This window comes from Legionella waltersii (genome assembly GCF_001468085.1).
GTDB classification, from domain to species: Bacteria; Pseudomonadota; Gammaproteobacteria; order Legionellales; family Legionellaceae; genus Legionella; species Legionella waltersii.
The window spans coordinates 1-17381 of sequence record NZ_LNZB01000056.1 but is presented as its reverse complement, the minus strand read 5'-3'; the positions used below and the strand labels follow the sequence as shown (position 1 = coordinate 17381).

Here is a 17381-nt window from a genome sequence, read left to right as displayed (position 1 = left end):
ATCCTTAATGATTTCAACTGGGCATTGTTGCATAAATTTAATATAATTCTTGTCTCTAAAGCACTAACTTTGTACCATCAACACCAATTTAACCGTAACTATAAGTAGATGAATGAATCACTCCTGGCTTAAAACAGTATTTCCAATTGCTACTATTTTTTCTTTCCGCCTTATGGGGCTTTTTTTATTAATACCTGTTTTCTCGGTTTATGCTGCAACCCTTAACGGCGCAACCTCTACTTTAATTGGATTTGCGTTAGGTGGTTACGGTTTAGCTCAAGGATTATTACAAATCCCCTTTGGAATGCTTTCTGATAAATACGGAAGGAAACCTATTCTACTCCTGGGATTATTCTTGTTTATTATAGGAAGTCTCGTCGGTGCTATAACAGATTCCATTTACGGCATGATACTCGCGAGGACCCTTCAAGGAGCAGGAGCAATAGGCAGTGTTTTGATAGCTCTTCTTGCTGATTTAACCCCTGATAATCAGCGTACTAGAGCTATGGCAGTTGTTGGTGTTTCTATTGGAATTTCGTTCAGCTTGGCGATGGTAATAAGTCCCATAATCACTTCTTTTTATGGTCTAGCCGGTATTTTTTGGCTGACTATCATTATGGCAACTTCAGGTATTTTTCTTATCTGCTTAGTAATACCCAACCCCAAAGAAATAGTCTTTCATGATGATACCGAAACGAACATTTCTTTAGTTAGACCAGTCCTTAAAAACAGTCATTTACAAAAACTTAATTATGGTATTTTCACCCAACACTTTATCCTTACCTCTACCTTTTTTGCGATACCTATGCTTCTCAATGATCAAATTCAGTTGGGGCATTTGACTCAACAATGGCATTTTTATCTACCGCTAATGCTTTTTTCTTTTATTCTAATGATCCCATTCATAATTCTTTCTGAAAAGAAGCATCACCTGAAAATGGTGTTTATTCTAGCAGTCCTTTTCACTGCAATTTCACAAGGATTATTAGCTTTAACCTGTCAAGATTGGTACAGCCTATGTGCACTCATGTTTGTATATTTTATTGCGTTTAACGTATTGGAGGCATCTCTACCATCCCTTGTTTCAAAACAAGCTAACAGACAAAACAAAGGAACTGCTATGGGAATATACTCCACTAGCCAGTTTCTAGGAATTTTTTTTGGGGGAGCGTTGGCTGGTATTCTTTACCAATGGCATGGCCATCAAGCCATTTTTACAATCAATATGCTTTTTGGAATAATCTGGCTTTTTGTTTCATTTTTAATGAACCCTACTGCCTACCGCTGCATGATTATAATTGACTATCGCAACTCTATCGATGACTTCCATGATTTACAGAAACAGCTGTTATTACTACCTGGCGTTCAAGAAGCAAAGCTTGTTTCTAATGAACATGCTCTACATCTCTTAGTGGACAATGAGGCCTATACTCCAGGAAGCGCAGAAAAGGTGTTTGAGCAATTCAACACGACGTCGAAAAGTATTAATCATAAGTAGATTTAAGTATAATAGCCTACTAACTTTCGCACAAAGGAGAATAGAATAAATGGCAAGAGGAATTAACAAAGTAATACTGATAGGTAACGTTGGGGTCGACCCAGAAGTTCGTTATCTACCAAACGGAAGTGCTGTTGCGACTATATCTTTAGCAACAAGCGAATCTTGGAAAGACAAGAACACTGGTGAAAAACAAGATAGAACCGAATGGCACCGCATAGTCTGCTTTAATCGACTTGGTGAAATCGTTGGAGAATATGTTCGTAAGGGCTCTAAGCTTTATATCGAGGGAAGTTTAAGAACAAGGAAATGGCAAGACCAACAGGGTCAAGATCGATATACAACTGAAATTGTAGCATCTGATATTCAAATGCTAGATAGCCGTACGGGTAGTGGTTCCATGACTGCCTACGAAGATATGCCACAGGCACAAGGCGAAGCCTACCATAGCACGACCTCATCAGCGCCAAGAAGTCAACCAACAGCGGCTAGTGCTACTACAAATGCCTTTGATGGTCTCGATGATGATATTCCCTTTTAGTCAATAAAAAAGCCCGCTTGAAGCGGGCTTGTTTATCCTACTATTTACAGATAACTACTCTTCTGAATCAACGGCTGAAACAGGTCTATCCATTAGTTCAATGATAGCCATAGGTGCATTATCACCTTCTCTGTAACCACACTTAATTATACGCAAATATCCACCTTGTCTACTTGCAAAACGTGGGCCTAAATCAGAAAATAGCTTACCTACTGCTGATTTAGAACGCAATATATTAAACGCGCGTCGTCGTGATGCTACTGAGTCAGTTTTACCCACAGTAATCAACGGTTCAATATATCGACGCAAATCTTTTGCCTTAGGTAAAGTAGTTTTAATTAATTCATGTTCAATCAGAGAGCAGCACATGTTAGAAAACATAGCTTTACGATGACTGCTTGTTCGGCTAAAACTACGGCCTGAATTACGGTGTCGCATAACAAAGACTCCTAAATATTACTCGCCTAGACTAGCTGGCGGCCAATTCTCAAGTTTCATACCTAGCGATAAAGAACGTGATGCTAATACATCCTTAATCTCAGTCAATGATTTTTTTCCAAGATTAGGTGTCTTTAGCAATTCATTTTCAGTTCGTTGCACTAAATCGCCAATATAATGTATATTTTCTGCCTTTAAACAATTAGCAGATCGTACAGTTAACTCCAAATCATCAACAGATCGTAACAAAACAGGATCAAAATCATTCCTTTCCTTGTTATCTGTTCTTGATTCTTCAAACTTCAGATCAACAAATGCATGTAACTGTCTTTGTAGAATACTGGCAGATATTCTAATGGCTTCCTCTGCATCAATTGTTCCATTCGTTTCTAATTCAAGTGTAAGTTTATCTAGGTCTGTACGATTTTCCACACGAGCACTATCAACAAAATAGGCAACCTTTTTAACAGGAGAGAAACTATTATCAATTTTCAATTTACCAACAGATTTCTTTTCAATTTCATCGTCATGGTGAATAAACGAGTCAGTGCTGTAAAATCCTACGCCTCTTTCAACTTTAAGAGTCATATTCAATTTACCTTTTTCATTCAGATTCGCTATAACTAACTCAGGATTTATAATTTCTTGACCATGCGTCAATTGAATGTCTCCTGCAGTAACTTGGCAAGGACCACTTTTATTCAGCGTCACTAGTGCTTCATTACCTACAGTCAACTTCATTGCTACCAGCTTAAGATTAAGCAGTATATCAACAACATCCTCTTGTACACCCTCAATTGTGCTGTATTCATGCAATACACCGTCTATAGATGCTTCTGTAATTGCACTACCAGGCATGGATGACAATAATATACGTCTCAAAGCATTGCCGAGGGTGTGACCAAAACCCCGCTCCAATGGCTCTAATACAATTCGAGCTTTATAGGGTGATTCAGCTTGAACCTTAAGAACTTTGGGCGTTAACATATCATTGATTTCAGTATACATTCAGCTATTTCTCCGAGCTTACTTAGAGTAAAGTTCTACCACTAAGTTTACGTTGTAATATGATGACAAATCAGACAACTTAGGTGCAGTAGTAAACGTGCCCTTGAAGGATGCATTATCTACAGTTATCCAATCACATGGGGCTCTTTGTTCAGAAAGAGCTAATGCTGCTTGAATACGACCTTGGTTTTTTGCACGTTCTCTTATAGAGATAGTGTCTCCGGGACTTACTAGCAATGATGGTATATTAGCAATCCTATCATTAACTAATATGGCTTTATGAGCCACTAACTGTCTTGCTTCAGCACGAGTACTTGCAAATCCCATTCTATAAACGACATTATCAAGTCTTCTTTCCAAAAGGGACATTAGGTTTTCACCTGTAGATCCTGATAATCGAGAAGCTTTTTTGTAGTAATTTCTAAATTGCTTTTCAAGAATACCATACAATCTTCTGATTTTCTGCTTTTCTCTAAGCTGAATACCATAATCATTTAAACGTGGCTTTTTATCACCATGTTGACCTGGCAACTTTTCAGCTTTGCACTTTGATTTATGATCTCTTACGCCGCTTTTTAAAAATAAATCAGTACCTTCACGACGTGATAATTTACACTTTGGACCTAGATATCTAGCCATTAATTACTCCTGAACCTTATACACGACGTTTTTTAGGTGGCTTGCAACCATTATGTGGTATGCCTGTAACATCGGTTATTTCTACAATTTTGAAATCTTGTGTTATCAATTCACGTATAGTTGATTCTCTACCTGGACCAGGACCATGAACAAAAACAGCTACAGATTTCATTCCATATTCCTTTGCAACTAATGCCGCACGTTCAGTTGCTACTTGTGCTGCATATGGTGTGCTTTTTCTGGAACCTCTAAATCCAGAACCACCTGAAGTAGCCCAGCACAATGCGTTACCCTGTCTATCGGTAAACGTTACTATGGTATTATTAAATGATGCATGAACATGTACAATACCATCAGTTACAACTCGTTTAGCCTTTTTACGTGTTTTTTGTTGCTTTGATTTTGTTATAGCCATCGTTATAATTTCCTAGATAAAATCAACTACTAGTGCCTTTTCTACGGCCCTTTCTTGTACGTGCGTTTGTCTTTGTACGTTGACCACGCAATGGTAATCCTCTTCTATGTCTTAAACCTCTATAACATCCAAGATCCATAAGTCTCTTGATGTTCATAGTAACTACGCGACGTAGATCACCCTCAACTGTAATTTTGGCAATTTCAGTTCTTAATTGTTCCAGCTGTGCTTCAGACAACTGAGATACTTTTGATGCTGGATCTATATTTGTTGCTTTACACAGATTCAACGATGTTGTTTTACCTATCCCATATATGGACGTTAAGGCAATCACTACATGCTTGTGATCAGGTATGTTTACTCCCGCTATTCGAGCCATTAGCTTCTCCGAACTTTATTTTGTTCTGTCGAAAGGGACAGAAGAATACTATTAAAATAAGATAAAATCAAGCAGTGTTTAACCTTGCTTCTGCTTATGTCTGGCATCTTTACATATCACACGTATAGTGCCACTTCTTTTTATTATTTTACAATTGCGACATATGCGCTTTACTGATGCTCTTACTTTCATTCTTAACTCCGATAAATCATAGTAGTCCAGGTAATTTTGTACCTTTAAAATTAGCTTTTTTTAGTAATGAATCGTATTGCTGCGTCATTAAGTGGGCTTGTATCTGCGCTACAAAATCCATGATAACAACAACGATAATTAGTAAAGATGTTCCACCGAAATAAAAAGGAACATGCCATGTATACATCAATATTTGTGGTAGTAAACAAACCAATACTAAATATATTGATCCAACGAGTGTTAATCTAGTCATCACTGAATCGATATACTTTGTTGTCTGTTCACCTGGTCTAATACCTGGTATATAGGCCCCTGATTTCTTTAAATTCTCGGCAGTATCTTTCGGATTAAATACTAGCGCAGCGTAAAAGAATGCAAAGAATAATATAGCCACGGCATATACAATTAAGTATAAAGGTTGCCCAGGTGACAGAGCCATGCCAACATCTGCCAGCCAACCCATTCCTTTCGTATGTGAAAAGAACTGTGCTAATGTTGCTGGCAACAAAATGATGCTTGATGCGAAAATTGGCGGTATAACACCAGACATATTTATCTTTAATGGTAAATGGCTGGTTTGTGCAGCATATACCTTACGACCTTGCGTTCGCTGTGCATAGTTAACCCTGATTCTTCTTTGGGCTCGTTCCATAAACACTACAAAACCGGTAACTACAACGACAACAGCAGCTATAACTACAACTGTTAAAGCTTGCATTTGACCTTCTTTAACTTGCTGCAATACTGATGCTATAGCATTCGGCATGCTTGATACAATACCTGAAAAGATAATTAAAGATATTCCATTACCGACACCTTTTTCAGTAATTTGTTCTCCTAGCCACATTAAGAACATCGTTCCAGTTACCAATGTAACAACAGCAGTAAAGTAGAAAGTAAAATCACCTTGCATTGCAATTTGTTGCCCCGCTAACCATCTCGCCATACCCAAGGACTGAAATATAGACAATAGCAGCGTAAGGTATCGAGTATACTGATTTATCTTTCTACGTCCTGATTCACCTTCTTTTTTAAGTTGTTCTAATTTTGGTGATACAACTGAAAAAAGTTGAATAATGATAGAAGCAGAAATATAAGGCATAATACCTATTGCAAATACAGTAACCCTTGATAAGGCTCCACCTGAGAACATGTTAAACAAACCAAATATGGTATTTTGTTGTTCATTGAAAAAATTAGCTAATTTAGTTGGATCAAGCCCAGGAACAGGTATATGTGCTCCTAACCGATATACTAAAATTCCAAGTACAACAAACAGCAACCTTGACTTAAGCTCTGCAAGACCGCCTCGTGCCTGACTTCCATTATTCTGTTGGTTTTTCATAGTCACTCTTCGATACTACCGCCTAGACCTTCAATAGCTGCACGAGCACCTTTTGTAACTCTTAATCCTTTTAATTTGACAGGTTTAGTGAGTTCGCCTGAAAGAATTATTTTGACATCCTTAATGGCGCTATTTATAAGCCCGGCACGTCTTAAAGCTCCTAGATCAATAACATCATCACTCAAGTTAGCTAGTTCACTCAAACACACTTGGTCTACTGTTCTTCCAACTCGTGATTTAAAGCCCATTTTTGGTAATCTTCTTTGAATTGGCATTTGTCCACCTTCAAAGTTGATCTTATGGTATCCACCAGCTCTTGATTTTTGACCTTTATGTCCCTTTCCACATGTTTTTCCTAAACCAGATCCTATACCTCTACCAACACGTCTTTTAGCTGGTCTTGAACCTGGATCTGGAGACAGAGAATTTAAATTCATTATGCACACTCCTCAACTAGAACCAGATAGTTTACTGCATTAACTAATCCTCGAATTGCTGGATTATCATTATGCACTACACTTGAATTTGTTTTTCCTAGTCCTAATTGTTTTATAATATCTCGGTGCTTTGGTTTTCTGCCAATAACACTTTTTACTAATGTAATTTTGATTTTATTTTTCATTATTAGCCCGCCATTACTTCTTCGACAGTTTTGCCGCGCTTTGCTGCAACATAATCTGGAGTACCAATGTTCGTTAATGCACCAATTGTTGCACGAACGATATTACTTGGGTTTGTGGATCCAATGCTTTTAGCGAGTATATTCTGGACGCCAAGTACCTCTAGAACTGCACGCATAGCTCCACCTGCGATAATGCCTGTACCATCACTTGCAGGTTTCATAAATACTTTAGAAGCACCGTAGTTCCAGCTAATCTCATGATGGATTGTAGTTCCGGATAGCGGAATATAAACCATATTCTTCTTAGCTTGATCCATTGCTTTCTGAATAGCAATTGGAACTTCTCTAGCTTTTCCTCTACCAAATCCAACTTTCCCTTTTCCATCACCCACAACTACTAATACAGCAAAGCCAAAAACTCGACCACCTTTTACTACCTTGGCTGTACGGGTAACAGATACCAATTTTTCTTGATACCCATCTGACTTGGGTAGTTCTTCAATTGACATAATTGTTCCTTAAAATTCTAAACCGGCTTCACGAGCACCTTCTGCAAGCGCCTTAACCCGGCCATGATATTTATAACCAGCTCGATCAAATGCAACCTTAGTAATCCCTTCAGCCTTTGCTCTCTTAGCTAAAAGCTCTCCTACTAAGTTTGCCTGTTCGACTTTATTCTTTCCTGAAAGATTAGCTTTAAGTTCTTTATCAAGAGTTGAAGAAACAACTAAAACTTTATCACCCAAATCACATTGCTTTATGATTTGTGAATAAATATTTATACCACTTCTGTGTACGACGAGCCTAAGGTGACCTGATTTTCTGATCATCGCTTTTGTCTTTAGACCACGTCTTTTTCGTGCACTATGCTTATTCATAATTTACGCCTTATTTCTTCTTAGCTTCTTTTCTTGCAATTTGCTCACCAGCATATTTAACACCTTTACCTTTATAGGGTTCTGGTGGCCTAAATGCTCTGATCTCAGAGGCTACTTGTCCCAAAATTTGTTTATCAACACCCTTCAAAATGATTGATGTGTTTGATGGAGTCTCAACACTAACTCCTTTTGGCATAACATATTCAATAGGGTGCGAATACCCTAATGATAAGGTAATAGACTTATCTTTACCTTGTGCTCTATAACCAACTCCAACCAACTCAAGGGCTACAGTGAAACCTTCTGTAACACCATGTATCATATTGTTGATTATTGCTCTGGCAGTTCCAGCTTGTGCCCAAGCTTTAGGGTCATTTGAAGCAGGAGAGAATTCCAGTTTATTACCTTCTTTACTCTTACTGATTTTAACTAACTTATTAATTTTCTGAGTTAGTGTACCTTTTGGCCCTTTTACATTAACTGTTCCATCAGCAAAAGTAACTTCAACATTCGCTGCATGAGTTATTGGGGCTTTTGCTACTCTAGACATAATTTTCCTCGCAAGTATTAAGCCACTTCACAAATGACTTCGCCACCAACACCTTTAAGTTTTGCGGATATATGAGTCATTATACCTTTAGAAGTAGATAGTATAGCCACACCAAAGCCTGGAATTGATGATAAATCTCTATATGATTTATAGACACGCAAGCCAGGACGACTAATTCTTTTTATCAATTCTATAACTGGTCTACCATGATAATATTTCAGCTTTAGAGTTATTGATTTTAGGTTATTAGGTAAAGTTTCTACCATGAAATCTTCAATATAACCTTCTTCCTTTAACACTCTTGCTATTTCTTCTTTTAATTTAGAAGATACTAATGTTACTTGCTGATGTTTAGCTTGTTGACCATTTCGAATTCTTGTCAACATATCAGCAACTGGATCATGCATACTCACAATTATTCTCCAATCTTAATATTTTACCAGCTTGATTTTCTACCGCCAGGTACATTACCAAACATCAGCTGTTGCCTTAAACAAATCCTACATAACTGAAATTTTCTATATACTGCATGTGGCCTACCACATTGCTGGCATCGTGTACTATGACGTACTGGATTTGAATTAATAGGCAATTTAGCTAGTTTTGCTTGAGCATCCATTATTACTTGAAAATCATTAGATGATTTAATCAACTCTTTTAATTCAGATCTGCGCTTCCTGTGTTTTTCCACCAGTTTTGCACGCTTTAATTCTCGCATCAGCATTGATTTTTTTGCCACAATATCACCCTTTTATTTTCTATCTTTATCTTTTAGAGGAAGATTAAACGCTTCTAATAACGCTTTGGCTTCTTCGTTTGTCTTAGCACTAGTGGTAATACAAATGTCTAAACCTCTAATTCCATCGGTCTTATCATAGTCAATCTCAGGAAACACGATTTGCTCATGAATTCCCATGCTATAATTACCAGTCCCATCGAATGACTTTGGATTCAAACCACGAAAATCTCTTACGCGCGGTAACGTAATGGATATTAAACGGTCTAGAAACTCATACATGCGCTCTCGTCTTAGTGTAACTTTACATCCGATCGGCCAGCCTTCACGAATTTTAAAACCTGCTATAGATGTTCTAGCTTTCGTTACTACAGGCTTTTGACCTGCAATAAGAGTCATGTCTTCAACTGCGTGATTCATTATCTTCTTATCACCAACAGCTTCACCAACACCCATGTTTAATGTAATTTTTAATATCTTAGGCACTTCCATAACGCTTTTATAGTTAAAGCGCTTCATCATCATATTGACGACATCTTTCTTGTAAAACTCTTTAAGTCTCGCCATTTCATTCACCTAACTAAACGCGGTCAATAATTTCATTGTTAGATTTATAATATCTAACCTTTGTGCTTACCCCATTACTATCTATTAACTTAAAGCCAACTTTATCAGCCTTTTTAGTAATTGGATTAAAATGAGCCACGTTGGACACATGTATTGGAGCCTCGCGCGAAATGATTCCGCCTTTGTTTTCAGGCTTATGAGGGTTAGGTTTCATGTGTTTTTTAATTAAATTTCCACCTTCAACGACAACCTTCTCATCGATAACTCTTAATACTTTTCCTCTATGACCTTTACTTTTCCCGGCAATAATTATTACATCATCACCTGTTCTAATACGTTTCATAGTTAATCCTTCTTACAATACTTCTGCAGCTAGAGAAATAATTTTCATAAATTTCTCTCTTAGCTCGCGTGTAACTGGGCCAAATATACGTGTACCAATTGGTTCATTTTGGTTATTTAGCAATACCGCAGCATTGTCATCAAAACGGATCAATGAACCATCATCTCTTCTTACACCTTGTGCCGTTCTAACAACGACAGCTTTCATTACAGCGCCCTTTTTAACTTTACTTCGTGGTATAGCATCTTTAATACTTACTTTAATCACATCACCAACACGTGCATAACGTCTGTGTGATCCACCAAGTACTTTAATACACATTACTTTTCGTGCCCCGCTATTATCAGCAACTTCGAGCACTGTCTGCATTTGGATCATTTTTTTCTCCAGCACTAAATTCGACCAGAAAAAGGTTGCTGATTATATCAGGCCTTTTAGGGTTTTAAAAGTATAATTAATAATACCTATGATATTACTTCTACCAACACCCATGATTTTGTTTTAGAAAGTGGTCGTGATTCACGAATTTTCACTATATTTCCAATTTGACAAACTTCATTTTCATCGTGTGCATGTAGCTTACTTCTTCGTTTCAAAATTTTGCCGTATTTTGGATGCTTCACTTTTCGCTCAATCATCACAACAATGGTCTTATCCATCTTGTCACTAACTACTTTGCCTATCATTGTTCTGGCATTCGATTCACTATTAGTTGACATGTCACTTACCTGCCTTTTCAGTCAAAATTGTTTTAACTTTTGCCACTGATTTACGCACCATAGTAATGAGATGTGTTTTATCTAGTGAGCCACTTGCTTTCTTCATACGTAAATTAAATTGCTCTTTACGCAATACAAGCAATTCATTTTGCAATTCATCCACAGTCATATTTCGGAATTCATCAATCTTTTTCATTACATAACCGTCCGTTCTTCAAAAATCACTTTGAATGGTAGTTTTGCTTTAGCAAGATTAAAAGCTTCCATTGCCAATTCTTTGCTTACACCTTCCATTTCAAAAAGTACTTTACCTGGTTGAATTTGAGCAACCCAATATTCAACACTACCTTTACCCTTACCTTGTCTTACTTCCAGTGGCTTTTGAGTAATTGGCTTATCTGGGAAAACTCTAATCCAAATTTTACCGCCTCTTTTTATATGCCTAGTCATTGCTCTACGAGCTGCCTCGATCTGCCTTGCAGTCAAGCGACCACGCTCAAGAGCTTTTAGACCAAACTCACCGAAACTAATTTTGCTACCACGTAGCGCTAGCCCTCTATTTCGACCTTTCATTTGTTTTCGGTATTTAGTACGCTTTGGTTGTAACATGATTATTAATCCTCACACACTAGGCGCTTTCAGTTGATCTTTTCTTTTGAGGTAAGACTTCACCTTTGAAGATCCAAACTTTAACACCAATAATTCCGTAGGTTGTTTTTGATTCAGCAGTACCATAATCAATATCTGCCCTAAAAGTATGTAAAGGAACTCTTCCCTCTCTATACCATTCGCTACGAGCAATCTCAGCACCACCTAAACGACCGCTAACACAAATTTTAATACCTTTTGCGCCGGCTTTAAGTGCAGATGTAACCGCTCTTTTCATTGCTCTACGGAACATTACACGTTGTTCTAACTGTTGAGCTATACCTTCAGCTACTAAGGTAGAATCTAGTTCTGGTTTTTTAACCTCTTCAATATTTAAATGAACTGGAACACCAAGTTTATCAGAAATTTCCTTTCTAAGGGTTTCTATACCACCCCCCTTCTTTCCGATAATCACACCAGGTCTAGCAGAAAGTATGGTAACAACCGCATTGTTAGCAGGTCTTTCGATTAAAATCTTGCTAACTGCCGCAGCCATTAGCTTACTTTTCAACTCACGACGTAACTTTATGTCCTGTATTAAAAATTCAGCATATCTTTTTCCAGCAAACCACTTAGAATTCCAATCTTTTACTATTCCAAGACGTATGCCTATTGGATTAACTTTTTGACCCATGGCTATTCCTCATCAGATACTTTAATAGTAATATGGCAGGTTCGCTTACATATTCTGTTCGCTCGGCCCTTAGCTCTGGGACTAATACGTTTTAATGTCATTGCTTCATCAACACATACCATACCAACTTTTAGATCATCAATATCAGCTCCATTATTGTTTTCAGCGTTTGCAATAGCTGATTCCAGTAATTTTAGCATCAATTGTGCACCCTTTTTTGGTGTGAACTTGAGGACATCAAGTGCACCAGATACACTCATATTGCGTATCATATCGGCTACTAATCTACCCTTTTGAGCGGATAAAGGAGCGCCTTTTAATCTAGCTGTTACTTCCATAATATCCTCTTACTTGCCTTTAGCCTTTCTGTCACCAGAATGGCCTTTGAATGTACGAGTCATGGCAAACTCACCTAACTTATGACCAACCATATTGTCTGTTATAAACACAGGAACATGATCCTTGCCATTATGAACAGCAATTGTTAAATCAATCATTTCAGGAACGATTGTTGAACGTCTAGACCAAGTTTTAATTGGTTTTTTTGATTTTGATTCGATTGCAGCTTGCACTTTGCTGATCAAATGTTGGTCAATAAATGGACCTTTTCTAATAGAACGAGCCACTTGATATCCTCTTGTTTAATTATTTCTTCTTACGTCCTCTGACAATAAATTTGTCAGTACGCTTGTTACTTCTTGTCTTGTATCCTTTAGTAGGTAAGCCCCACGGTGATACAGGATGACGTCCACCAGATGTACGCCCTTCTCCTCCACCATGTGGATGATCTACTGGGTTCATTGCAACACCACGCACAGTTGGCCTTATACCTCTCCATCGCTTAGCCCCTGCTTTTCCAAGTGCTCTCAAGCTGTGTTCACTGTTACTAACTTCACCAATTACAGCTCGACAAAGAATATGAATTTTACGCATTTCACCTGAGCGTAATCTTAGCGTAGCATAAATGCCCTCTTTAGCGACTAGCTGTCCGCCACATCCCGCACTACGTAGTAATTGAGCACCTTTTCCTGCTTTCATTTCAACGCAGTGGATTGTTGTACCAACTGGTATGTTTTTTAGTGGTAGGCAATTTCCAACACTTATTGGTGAATCTGCACCACTTACAACACTTGCACCAACCTCCAAATTTGAAGGAGCAATAATATACCTCTTTTCTCCATCTGCATACGATATTAGAGCAATAAGTGCTGTTCTGTTAGGATCATACTCTAGACGTTCAACTCGCCCAACAATCCCATCTTTATTACGTTTAAAATCAATCAGTCTGTATTTTTGACGCTGCCCACCACCGATGTGTCTAACAGTAATACGGCCTTGATTGTTTCTACCACCTGTCTTATTTAGCTTTTCAACTAATGCAGCATGTGGCTTTCCCTTATGTATATTTTGATGAACTACACGAAGTTCCCCTCTTCTACCTGGGGACGTCGGTTTTGATTTTAATAATGCCATCTTTATCTGCCTTATTCACTAACCGTAAAATCAATATCCTGATCAGCAAAAAGTGAAACATAAGCTTTTTTCCAGTCACTACGTTTTCCACTTGTTTGCTTAAAGCGCTTTGATTTACCTTTTGCATTAACTATCGATACGCTCTTTACTTTTACATTAAAAATATGCTCTACAGCCATTTTAACTTCATTTTTGGTAGCGCATTTTAGTACTTTGAAAGTGAACTGTTTAAATTTATCTGCCATTACAGTTGCCTTTTCAGAAGTATGTGGTTCTCTAAGAACCATCATCAATCTCTCAGCATTCATTGTAACTGTTCCTCAATTTTTTTAATTGCCTCTTCTGTAACAACAACCTTTTCAAATCGTAGTAAAGTTACAGGATCAATAGTTGTTACATCACAGATATCGAAATCAATCAGATTTCTAGAGCTTAAATACTCATTTTCACCTACTTCACTCATAATAATCAGCGCGTTTTTGATCTCGAGCTGATTCATTTTACTGATAAAATCTTTCGTTTTATGAGTGTCGCACTGAAATTTGCTCACTATTAGCAAATTACCAGAACGTAAAAGTTCGGAGATTATACTACGTAATGCGCGTTTGTACATTTTTTTATTAATTTTTTGTGAATAATCTCTCTTTTTAGATGCGAATGTTACTCCACCGGTTCTCCAAATAGGACTTCTGATTGTTCCAGCTCTTGCTCTACCAGTTCCTTTTTGGTTCCATGGTTTTTTGCCTCCACCTCTAACTTCAGCACGAGTTTTTTGGGCGCTATTACCACTTCTTGCATTATTCATAAAAGTGACAACAGCTTGATGGATTAACCCCTCATTATATGTATATCCAAAAACCTCATCACTCAATTGTAGTTTTGATTTTTTATCAATCATAGAAGCTTCCATCACTCACCCCTTGCTTGCTTTTTAACTGCAGGCTTTATTTCAACTCTTGCTCCGGGAGCTCCAGGAATAGCGCCTTTAATTAGAAGTAAATTTCGCTCAGAATCAACTCGAACTAATTCAAGATTCTGTGTGGTGCATCGGACATTACCCATATGCCCTGCCATCTTCTTCCCTTTGAATACACGACCTGGAGTTTGGTTTTGACCTATTGACCCAGGCACACGATGCGATCTTGAGTTACCATGAGTAGCATCTTGTGTTCTGAAGTTATATCTCTTAACGGTTCCTGCGAAACCTTTACCTTTAGTTATTCCAGCAACGTCTACATATTGTCCTGCTGTGAACACATCGGAAATTGCTATAACTTGTCCTAATTGAAAACTGTCAATTGTTTCAACATGAAACTCAACCTGCATGTCTCCTGCTTCAATTTCAGCTTTTGCAAAATGTCCAGTTAAGGGTTTGTTAACCTTACTGGATTTTTTACTTCCACCTGTTAATTGAATTGCAGTATAACCATCAGTATCTGCTGTTTTTAACTGTGACACGCGATTAGGTTCTACTTCAATAACTGATACAGGAACTGATTTTCCCTCTGGTGTAAACACTCGTGTCATACCGATTTTACGGCCTAATAAACCGATCTTCATTGTAATACCTCTTTAGTATCCTTGACCTAAATATTAATCATCTAGGCTTATCTGAACATCAACCCCGGCAGCCAAATCCAATTTCATCAAGGCATCAACAGTTTTTTCTGTTGGATGAACAATTACGACCAGGCGTTTGTGAGTTCGTAACTCATATTGATCTCTTGCGTCTTTATTAACATGAGGAGAAGTCAATATAGTGAACTTTTCTTTACGTATAGGCAAAGGTATAGGGCCACGTATTTGTGCACCTGTTCTCTTTGCTGTATCGACGATCTCTCGAGTTGATAAGTCAATCAAGCGATGATCAAACGATTTAAGTCTTATTTTAATATTTTGATTATTACTCATAATATTTACTCGATTATTTTAGCAACAACACCGGCACCTACTGTACGTCCGCCTTCTCTAATGGCAAAACGTAAGCCTTCATCCATCGCGATTGGTGCATGCAAGTTTACTGTTAATTGTACGTTATCACCTGGCATTACCATCTCTACTCCAGCTGGTAAGTCACAAGTACCTGTTACGTCTGTTGTTCTAAAATAAAACTGTGGTCTGTAACCATTAAAGAATGGTGTATGTCTTCCACCTTCGTCTTTAGACAACACATATACTTCAGCTTCAAACTTTGTATGTGGCTTAATTGTGCCTGGCTTAGCTAATACTTGACCACGCTCAACTTCGTCTCTCTTTGTACCACGTAGTAACACACCTACGTTATCTCCCGCTCTTCCTTCATCAAGAAGTTTTCGGAACATCTCAACACCAGTACAGGTCGTCTTTTGGGTGTCTCTAATTCCTACAATTTCTACTTCTTCACCAACTTTTACGATTCCACTCTCGACTCGTCCAGTAACTACTGTTCCCCGTCCAGAGATTGAGAATACGTCTTCAATCGGTAACAAGAATGCCTTATCAATGTTTCTAACTGGTTCAGGGATATAAGAGTCCATTGTCTCAACCAATTTCTCAATGGCTTTCACTCCAATGTCACTGTCTTCACCTTCGAGCGCTTTTAATGCTGAACCAACTATAATCGGTATATCATCACCAGGGAAATCGTAGCTGCTTAATAAATCACGTACTTCCATTTCTACTAATTCTAATAGTTCTGGATCATCTACCATGTCCGCTTTGTTCATGAACACAACAATGTACGGTACACCTACTTGGCGTGACAATAGAATATGTTCTCTAGTTTGTGGCATTGGACCATCTGCAGCTGATACTACTAATATCGCTCCATCCATTTGCGCTGCACCTGTAATCATGTTCTTAACATAGTCCGCATGTCCAGGGCAATCAACGTGTGCGTAGTGTCTATTCGCTGATTCATATTCAACGTGTGCTGTTGATATCGTAATTCCACGCTCTCTTTCTTCTGGAGCCGCATCAATTTGATCGTACGCTTTCGCTGTACCTCCAAATTTCTTTGCCATAATCGTTGTAATCGCAGCTGTTAATGTTGTCTTACCATGATCTACGTGACCGATGGTTCCCACATTAACGTGTGGCTTCTTACGTTCAAATTTTTCCTTCGCCATCGCAAAGTCTCCCCGTTTTCAAATTATATTACATGGTGCCCACAACTGGACTCGAACCAACGACCTCTTCCTTACCAAGGAAGTGCTCTACCGCCTGAGCTATGTGGGCAAAGCATATTTGCTCACAATCATACTTACGCAAGCAAACAAACATTACACTACATTTGGAGCGGGTGATGGGAATCGAACCCACGCTATCAGCTTGGAAGGCTGAAGTTCTACCATTGAACTACACCCGCTTTAATCCTCTTATAACTGGTGGAGGGGGAAGGATTCGAACCTTCGAAGGCTGAGCCGTCAGATTTACAGTCTGATCCCTTTGACCGCTCGGGAACCCCTCCAAAAAGAACGTTATTGTCTTTTAAGATGATTAGATTGTCAACACAAATTTGTGTTGACACATTTTTTATTTAGATGGTGCTGGCACCAGGAATCGAACCCGGGACCTACTGATTACAAGTCAGTTGCTCTACCAACTGAGCTACGCCAGCATATTTGCTTTTACACTATGTAAAATACTATCGAGAAATTGTGCTTTTTTGCTTTTCTATTTCTCTTAATTAAAACCCTGGCGATGTCCTACTTTCGCATGAGGAAGCCTCACACTATCATCGGCGCTGAATCGTTTCACTGCTGAGTTCGAGATGGG

At 38.2% G+C, this 17381-nt stretch carries 31 protein-coding genes, 4 tRNA genes and 1 rRNA gene; 2 read left to right on the top strand and 34 right to left on the bottom strand.

Translation table 11 applies throughout. From position 1 onward, the window contains the following. Window positions 1-112 precede the first annotated feature (112 nt). Window positions 113-1498, top strand: coding sequence for an MFS transporter (locus tag Lwal_RS11995; RefSeq protein WP_058481045.1), 1386 nt, complete (start codon window positions 113-115; stop codon window positions 1496-1498). A 49-nt stretch (window positions 1499-1547) separates the two neighbouring features. After that, the gene (gene ssb, locus Lwal_RS11990) at window positions 1548-2039 is read left to right on the top strand and encodes a single-stranded DNA-binding protein (protein WP_058481044.1); all 492 of its coding nucleotides are present in this window, start codon (window positions 1548-1550) and stop codon (window positions 2037-2039) included. 54 nt (window positions 2040-2093) lie between these two features. Here the strand turns inward: ssb and rplQ are convergent, their stop codons facing one another. The 34 genes from rplQ to rrf all read right to left on the bottom strand — a co-directional run. Further along, entirely contained in the window at window positions 2094-2477 is a 384-nt protein-coding gene (gene rplQ / locus Lwal_RS11985; RefSeq protein ID WP_058481043.1) for a 50S ribosomal protein L17, read from the bottom strand. Window positions 2478-2495: 18 nt separating this feature from the next. Then, entirely contained in the window at window positions 2496-3485 is a 990-nt protein-coding gene (locus tag Lwal_RS11980) for a DNA-directed RNA polymerase subunit alpha (protein ID WP_058481042.1), read from the bottom strand. Window positions 3486-3503: 18 nt separating this feature from the next. Then, on the bottom strand, window positions 3504-4124 hold the full coding sequence (rpsD, locus tag Lwal_RS11975; protein WP_058481041.1) for a 30S ribosomal protein S4: 621 nt from the start codon (window positions 4122-4124) through the stop codon (window positions 3504-3506). Window positions 4125-4140: 16 nt separating this feature from the next. Continuing rightward, window positions 4141-4539, bottom strand: coding sequence for a 30S ribosomal protein S11 (rpsK, locus tag Lwal_RS11970; RefSeq protein ID WP_058481040.1), 399 nt, complete (start codon window positions 4537-4539; stop codon window positions 4141-4143). 22 nt (window positions 4540-4561) lie between these two features. After that, a complete protein-coding gene (gene rpsM, locus Lwal_RS11965; protein ID WP_058481039.1) occupies window positions 4562-4918 on the bottom strand; it encodes a 30S ribosomal protein S13 in 357 nt (118 codons plus the stop codon). A 78-nt stretch (window positions 4919-4996) separates the two neighbouring features. Further along, entirely contained in the window at window positions 4997-5110 is a 114-nt protein-coding gene (gene rpmJ, locus Lwal_RS17115) for a 50S ribosomal protein L36 (protein WP_010946099.1), read from the bottom strand. Window positions 5111-5126: 16 nt separating this feature from the next. After that, window positions 5127-6455, bottom strand: coding sequence for a preprotein translocase subunit SecY (gene secY, locus Lwal_RS11960; protein WP_058481038.1), 1329 nt, complete (start codon window positions 6453-6455; stop codon window positions 5127-5129). Window positions 6456-6457: 2 nt separating this feature from the next. After that, entirely contained in the window at window positions 6458-6892 is a 435-nt protein-coding gene (rplO, locus tag Lwal_RS11955) for a 50S ribosomal protein L15 (protein ID WP_058481037.1), read from the bottom strand. Next, window positions 6892-7077 carry a 50S ribosomal protein L30 gene (gene rpmD, locus Lwal_RS11950; protein WP_058481036.1) on the bottom strand — a complete coding sequence of 62 codons (186 nt, stop codon included), beginning with the start codon at window positions 7075-7077 and terminating at the stop codon, window positions 6892-6894. The genes rplO and rpmD overlap by 1 nt, the downstream gene beginning before the upstream one ends. 2 nt (window positions 7078-7079) lie before the next feature. Further along, complete coding sequence (rpsE, locus tag Lwal_RS11945; RefSeq protein WP_058481035.1) at window positions 7080-7586, bottom strand: 30S ribosomal protein S5; 507 nt, start codon at window positions 7584-7586, stop codon at window positions 7080-7082. Window positions 7587-7595: 9 nt separating this feature from the next. Then, on the bottom strand, window positions 7596-7955 hold the full coding sequence (gene rplR / locus Lwal_RS11940) for a 50S ribosomal protein L18 (RefSeq protein WP_058481034.1): 360 nt from the start codon (window positions 7953-7955) through the stop codon (window positions 7596-7598). Window positions 7956-7965: 10 nt separating this feature from the next. Continuing rightward, window positions 7966-8505 carry a 50S ribosomal protein L6 gene (gene rplF, locus Lwal_RS11935; RefSeq protein WP_058481033.1) on the bottom strand — a complete coding sequence of 180 codons (540 nt, stop codon included), beginning with the start codon at window positions 8503-8505 and terminating at the stop codon, window positions 7966-7968. A gap of 17 nt (window positions 8506-8522) precedes the next feature. Then, window positions 8523-8912 carry a 30S ribosomal protein S8 gene (gene rpsH, locus Lwal_RS11930; RefSeq protein WP_197697720.1) on the bottom strand — a complete coding sequence of 130 codons (390 nt, stop codon included), beginning with the start codon at window positions 8910-8912 and terminating at the stop codon, window positions 8523-8525. A gap of 29 nt (window positions 8913-8941) precedes the next feature. Further along, on the bottom strand, window positions 8942-9244 hold the full coding sequence (rpsN, locus tag Lwal_RS11925; RefSeq protein WP_058481031.1) for a 30S ribosomal protein S14: 303 nt from the start codon (window positions 9242-9244) through the stop codon (window positions 8942-8944). 12 nt (window positions 9245-9256) lie between these two features. After that, the gene (gene rplE, locus Lwal_RS11920; protein ID WP_058481030.1) at window positions 9257-9808 is read right to left on the bottom strand and encodes a 50S ribosomal protein L5; all 552 of its coding nucleotides are present in this window, start codon (window positions 9806-9808) and stop codon (window positions 9257-9259) included. A gap of 13 nt (window positions 9809-9821) precedes the next feature. Then, window positions 9822-10151: a 50S ribosomal protein L24 gene (rplX, locus tag Lwal_RS11915; protein WP_058481029.1), complete on the bottom strand. Its 330-nt coding sequence runs from the start codon at window positions 10149-10151 to the stop codon at window positions 9822-9824. Window positions 10152-10163: 12 nt separating this feature from the next. Then, complete coding sequence (rplN, locus tag Lwal_RS11910; protein WP_058481028.1) at window positions 10164-10529, bottom strand: 50S ribosomal protein L14; 366 nt, start codon at window positions 10527-10529, stop codon at window positions 10164-10166. Window positions 10530-10615: 86 nt separating this feature from the next. Then, the gene (gene rpsQ, locus Lwal_RS11905) at window positions 10616-10870 is read right to left on the bottom strand and encodes a 30S ribosomal protein S17 (RefSeq protein ID WP_058481027.1); all 255 of its coding nucleotides are present in this window, start codon (window positions 10868-10870) and stop codon (window positions 10616-10618) included. A gap of 1 nt (window position 10871) precedes the next feature. After that, a complete protein-coding gene (gene rpmC, locus Lwal_RS11900; protein ID WP_058481026.1) occupies window positions 10872-11066 on the bottom strand; it encodes a 50S ribosomal protein L29 in 195 nt (64 codons plus the stop codon). Beyond that, window positions 11066-11479 carry a 50S ribosomal protein L16 gene (gene rplP, locus Lwal_RS11895; RefSeq protein WP_058481025.1) on the bottom strand — a complete coding sequence of 138 codons (414 nt, stop codon included), beginning with the start codon at window positions 11477-11479 and terminating at the stop codon, window positions 11066-11068. Before rplP ends, rpmC begins: the two co-directional genes overlap by 1 nt. A gap of 19 nt (window positions 11480-11498) precedes the next feature. Further along, window positions 11499-12152: a 30S ribosomal protein S3 gene (gene rpsC, locus Lwal_RS11890; RefSeq protein ID WP_058481024.1), complete on the bottom strand. Its 654-nt coding sequence runs from the start codon at window positions 12150-12152 to the stop codon at window positions 11499-11501. A gap of 2 nt (window positions 12153-12154) precedes the next feature. After that, window positions 12155-12490 carry a 50S ribosomal protein L22 gene (gene rplV, locus Lwal_RS11885; RefSeq protein WP_058481023.1) on the bottom strand — a complete coding sequence of 112 codons (336 nt, stop codon included), beginning with the start codon at window positions 12488-12490 and terminating at the stop codon, window positions 12155-12157. Between the two features lie 9 nt (window positions 12491-12499). After that, on the bottom strand, window positions 12500-12778 hold the full coding sequence (gene rpsS, locus Lwal_RS11880) for a 30S ribosomal protein S19 (RefSeq protein ID WP_058481022.1): 279 nt from the start codon (window positions 12776-12778) through the stop codon (window positions 12500-12502). A 19-nt stretch (window positions 12779-12797) separates the two neighbouring features. Beyond that, the gene (rplB, locus tag Lwal_RS11875) at window positions 12798-13625 is read right to left on the bottom strand and encodes a 50S ribosomal protein L2 (protein WP_058481021.1); all 828 of its coding nucleotides are present in this window, start codon (window positions 13623-13625) and stop codon (window positions 12798-12800) included. 11 nt (window positions 13626-13636) lie between these two features. Further along, entirely contained in the window at window positions 13637-13933 is a 297-nt protein-coding gene (gene rplW / locus Lwal_RS11870) for a 50S ribosomal protein L23 (RefSeq protein WP_058481020.1), read from the bottom strand. Continuing rightward, entirely contained in the window at window positions 13930-14535 is a 606-nt protein-coding gene (rplD, locus tag Lwal_RS11865; protein ID WP_058481019.1) for a 50S ribosomal protein L4, read from the bottom strand. Before rplD ends, rplW begins: the two co-directional genes overlap by 4 nt. Continuing rightward, window positions 14535-15185, bottom strand: a complete 651-nt coding sequence (gene rplC / locus Lwal_RS11860; protein ID WP_058481018.1) for a 50S ribosomal protein L3 — start codon at window positions 15183-15185, stop codon at window positions 14535-14537. The genes rplD and rplC overlap by 1 nt, the downstream gene beginning before the upstream one ends. 33 nt (window positions 15186-15218) lie before the next feature. Beyond that, the gene (rpsJ, locus tag Lwal_RS11855; protein ID WP_058481017.1) at window positions 15219-15536 is read right to left on the bottom strand and encodes a 30S ribosomal protein S10; all 318 of its coding nucleotides are present in this window, start codon (window positions 15534-15536) and stop codon (window positions 15219-15221) included. Window positions 15537-15541: 5 nt separating this feature from the next. Further along, on the bottom strand, window positions 15542-16732 hold the full coding sequence (tuf, locus tag Lwal_RS11850) for an elongation factor Tu (protein WP_058481016.1): 1191 nt from the start codon (window positions 16730-16732) through the stop codon (window positions 15542-15544). A gap of 33 nt (window positions 16733-16765) precedes the next feature. After that, window positions 16766-16841: transfer RNA gene (locus Lwal_RS11845), tRNA-Thr, on the bottom strand. Window positions 16842-16897: 56 nt separating this feature from the next. Further along, window positions 16898-16971: transfer RNA gene (locus tag Lwal_RS11840), tRNA-Gly, on the bottom strand. Window positions 16972-16988: 17 nt separating this feature from the next. Further along, a tRNA-Tyr gene (locus tag Lwal_RS11835) sits at window positions 16989-17073 on the bottom strand. 74 nt (window positions 17074-17147) lie between these two features. Beyond that, window positions 17148-17223: transfer RNA gene (locus tag Lwal_RS11830), tRNA-Thr, on the bottom strand. 75 nt (window positions 17224-17298) lie between these two features. Next, window positions 17299-17381 (bottom strand): 5S ribosomal RNA (gene rrf / locus Lwal_RS18260); the annotation flags it as partial.

What these genes read in the sequence shown, in the direction of transcription:
- rplX (WP_058481029.1), bottom strand. Translation starts at nt 10,151, where the DNA reads ATGAAACGTATTAGAACAGGTGATGATGTAATAATTATTGCCGGGAAA.
- rpsM (WP_058481039.1), bottom strand. Translation starts at nt 4,918, where the DNA reads ATGGCTCGAATAGCGGGAGTAAACATACCTGATCACAAGCATGTAGTG.
- rplQ (WP_058481043.1), bottom strand. Translation starts at nt 2,477, where the DNA reads ATGCGACACCGTAATTCAGGCCGTAGTTTTAGCCGAACAAGCAGTCAT.
- Lwal_RS11980 (WP_058481042.1), bottom strand. Translation starts at nt 3,485, where the DNA reads ATGTATACTGAAATCAATGATATGTTAACGCCCAAAGTTCTTAAGGTT.
- rplC (WP_058481018.1), bottom strand. Translation starts at nt 15,185, where the DNA reads ATGAAGATCGGTTTATTAGGCCGTAAAATCGGTATGACACGAGTGTTT.
- rpmC (WP_058481026.1), bottom strand. Translation starts at nt 11,066, where the DNA reads ATGAAAAAGATTGATGAATTCCGAAATATGACTGTGGATGAATTGCAA.
- rplP (WP_058481025.1), bottom strand. Translation starts at nt 11,479, where the DNA reads ATGTTACAACCAAAGCGTACTAAATACCGAAAACAAATGAAAGGTCGA.
- rpsC (WP_058481024.1), bottom strand. Translation starts at nt 12,152, where the DNA reads ATGGGTCAAAAAGTTAATCCAATAGGCATACGTCTTGGAATAGTAAAA.
- tuf (WP_058481016.1), bottom strand. Translation starts at nt 16,732, where the DNA reads ATGGCGAAGGAAAAATTTGAACGTAAGAAGCCACACGTTAATGTGGGA.
- rplN (WP_058481028.1), bottom strand. Translation starts at nt 10,529, where the DNA reads ATGATCCAAATGCAGACAGTGCTCGAAGTTGCTGATAATAGCGGGGCA.
- rpsK (WP_058481040.1), bottom strand. Translation starts at nt 4,539, where the DNA reads ATGGCTATAACAAAATCAAAGCAACAAAAAACACGTAAAAAGGCTAAA.
- rpsD (WP_058481041.1), bottom strand. Translation starts at nt 4,124, where the DNA reads ATGGCTAGATATCTAGGTCCAAAGTGTAAATTATCACGTCGTGAAGGT.
- rplO (WP_058481037.1), bottom strand. Translation starts at nt 6,892, where the DNA reads ATGAATTTAAATTCTCTGTCTCCAGATCCAGGTTCAAGACCAGCTAAA.
- secY (WP_058481038.1), bottom strand. Translation starts at nt 6,455, where the DNA reads ATGAAAAACCAACAGAATAATGGAAGTCAGGCACGAGGCGGTCTTGCA.
- rplF (WP_058481033.1), bottom strand. Translation starts at nt 8,505, where the DNA reads ATGTCTAGAGTAGCAAAAGCCCCAATAACTCATGCAGCGAATGTTGAA.
- Lwal_RS11995 (WP_058481045.1), top strand. Translation starts at nt 113, where the DNA reads ATGAATCACTCCTGGCTTAAAACAGTATTTCCAATTGCTACTATTTTT.
- rplD (WP_058481019.1), bottom strand. Translation starts at nt 14,535, where the DNA reads ATGGAAGCTTCTATGATTGATAAAAAATCAAAACTACAATTGAGTGAT.
- rpsE (WP_058481035.1), bottom strand. Translation starts at nt 7,586, where the DNA reads ATGTCAATTGAAGAACTACCCAAGTCAGATGGGTATCAAGAAAAATTG.
- rpsJ (WP_058481017.1), bottom strand. Translation starts at nt 15,536, where the DNA reads ATGAGTAATAATCAAAATATTAAAATAAGACTTAAATCGTTTGATCAT.
- rplB (WP_058481021.1), bottom strand. Translation starts at nt 13,625, where the DNA reads ATGGCATTATTAAAATCAAAACCGACGTCCCCAGGTAGAAGAGGGGAA.
- ssb (WP_058481044.1), top strand. Translation starts at nt 1,548, where the DNA reads ATGGCAAGAGGAATTAACAAAGTAATACTGATAGGTAACGTTGGGGTC.
- rplW (WP_058481020.1), bottom strand. Translation starts at nt 13,933, where the DNA reads ATGAATGCTGAGAGATTGATGATGGTTCTTAGAGAACCACATACTTCT.
- rplR (WP_058481034.1), bottom strand. Translation starts at nt 7,955, where the DNA reads ATGAATAAGCATAGTGCACGAAAAAGACGTGGTCTAAAGACAAAAGCG.
- rplV (WP_058481023.1), bottom strand. Translation starts at nt 12,490, where the DNA reads ATGGAAGTAACAGCTAGATTAAAAGGCGCTCCTTTATCCGCTCAAAAG.
- rpsQ (WP_058481027.1), bottom strand. Translation starts at nt 10,870, where the DNA reads ATGTCAACTAATAGTGAATCGAATGCCAGAACAATGATAGGCAAAGTA.
- rpmJ (WP_010946099.1), bottom strand. Translation starts at nt 5,110, where the DNA reads ATGAAAGTAAGAGCATCAGTAAAGCGCATATGTCGCAATTGTAAAATA.
- rplE (WP_058481030.1), bottom strand. Translation starts at nt 9,808, where the DNA reads ATGGCGAGACTTAAAGAGTTTTACAAGAAAGATGTCGTCAATATGATG.
- rpmD (WP_058481036.1), bottom strand. Translation starts at nt 7,077, where the DNA reads ATGAAAAATAAAATCAAAATTACATTAGTAAAAAGTGTTATTGGCAGA.
- rpsH (WP_197697720.1), bottom strand. Translation starts at nt 8,912, where the DNA reads ATGCATGATCCAGTTGCTGATATGTTGACAAGAATTCGAAATGGTCAA.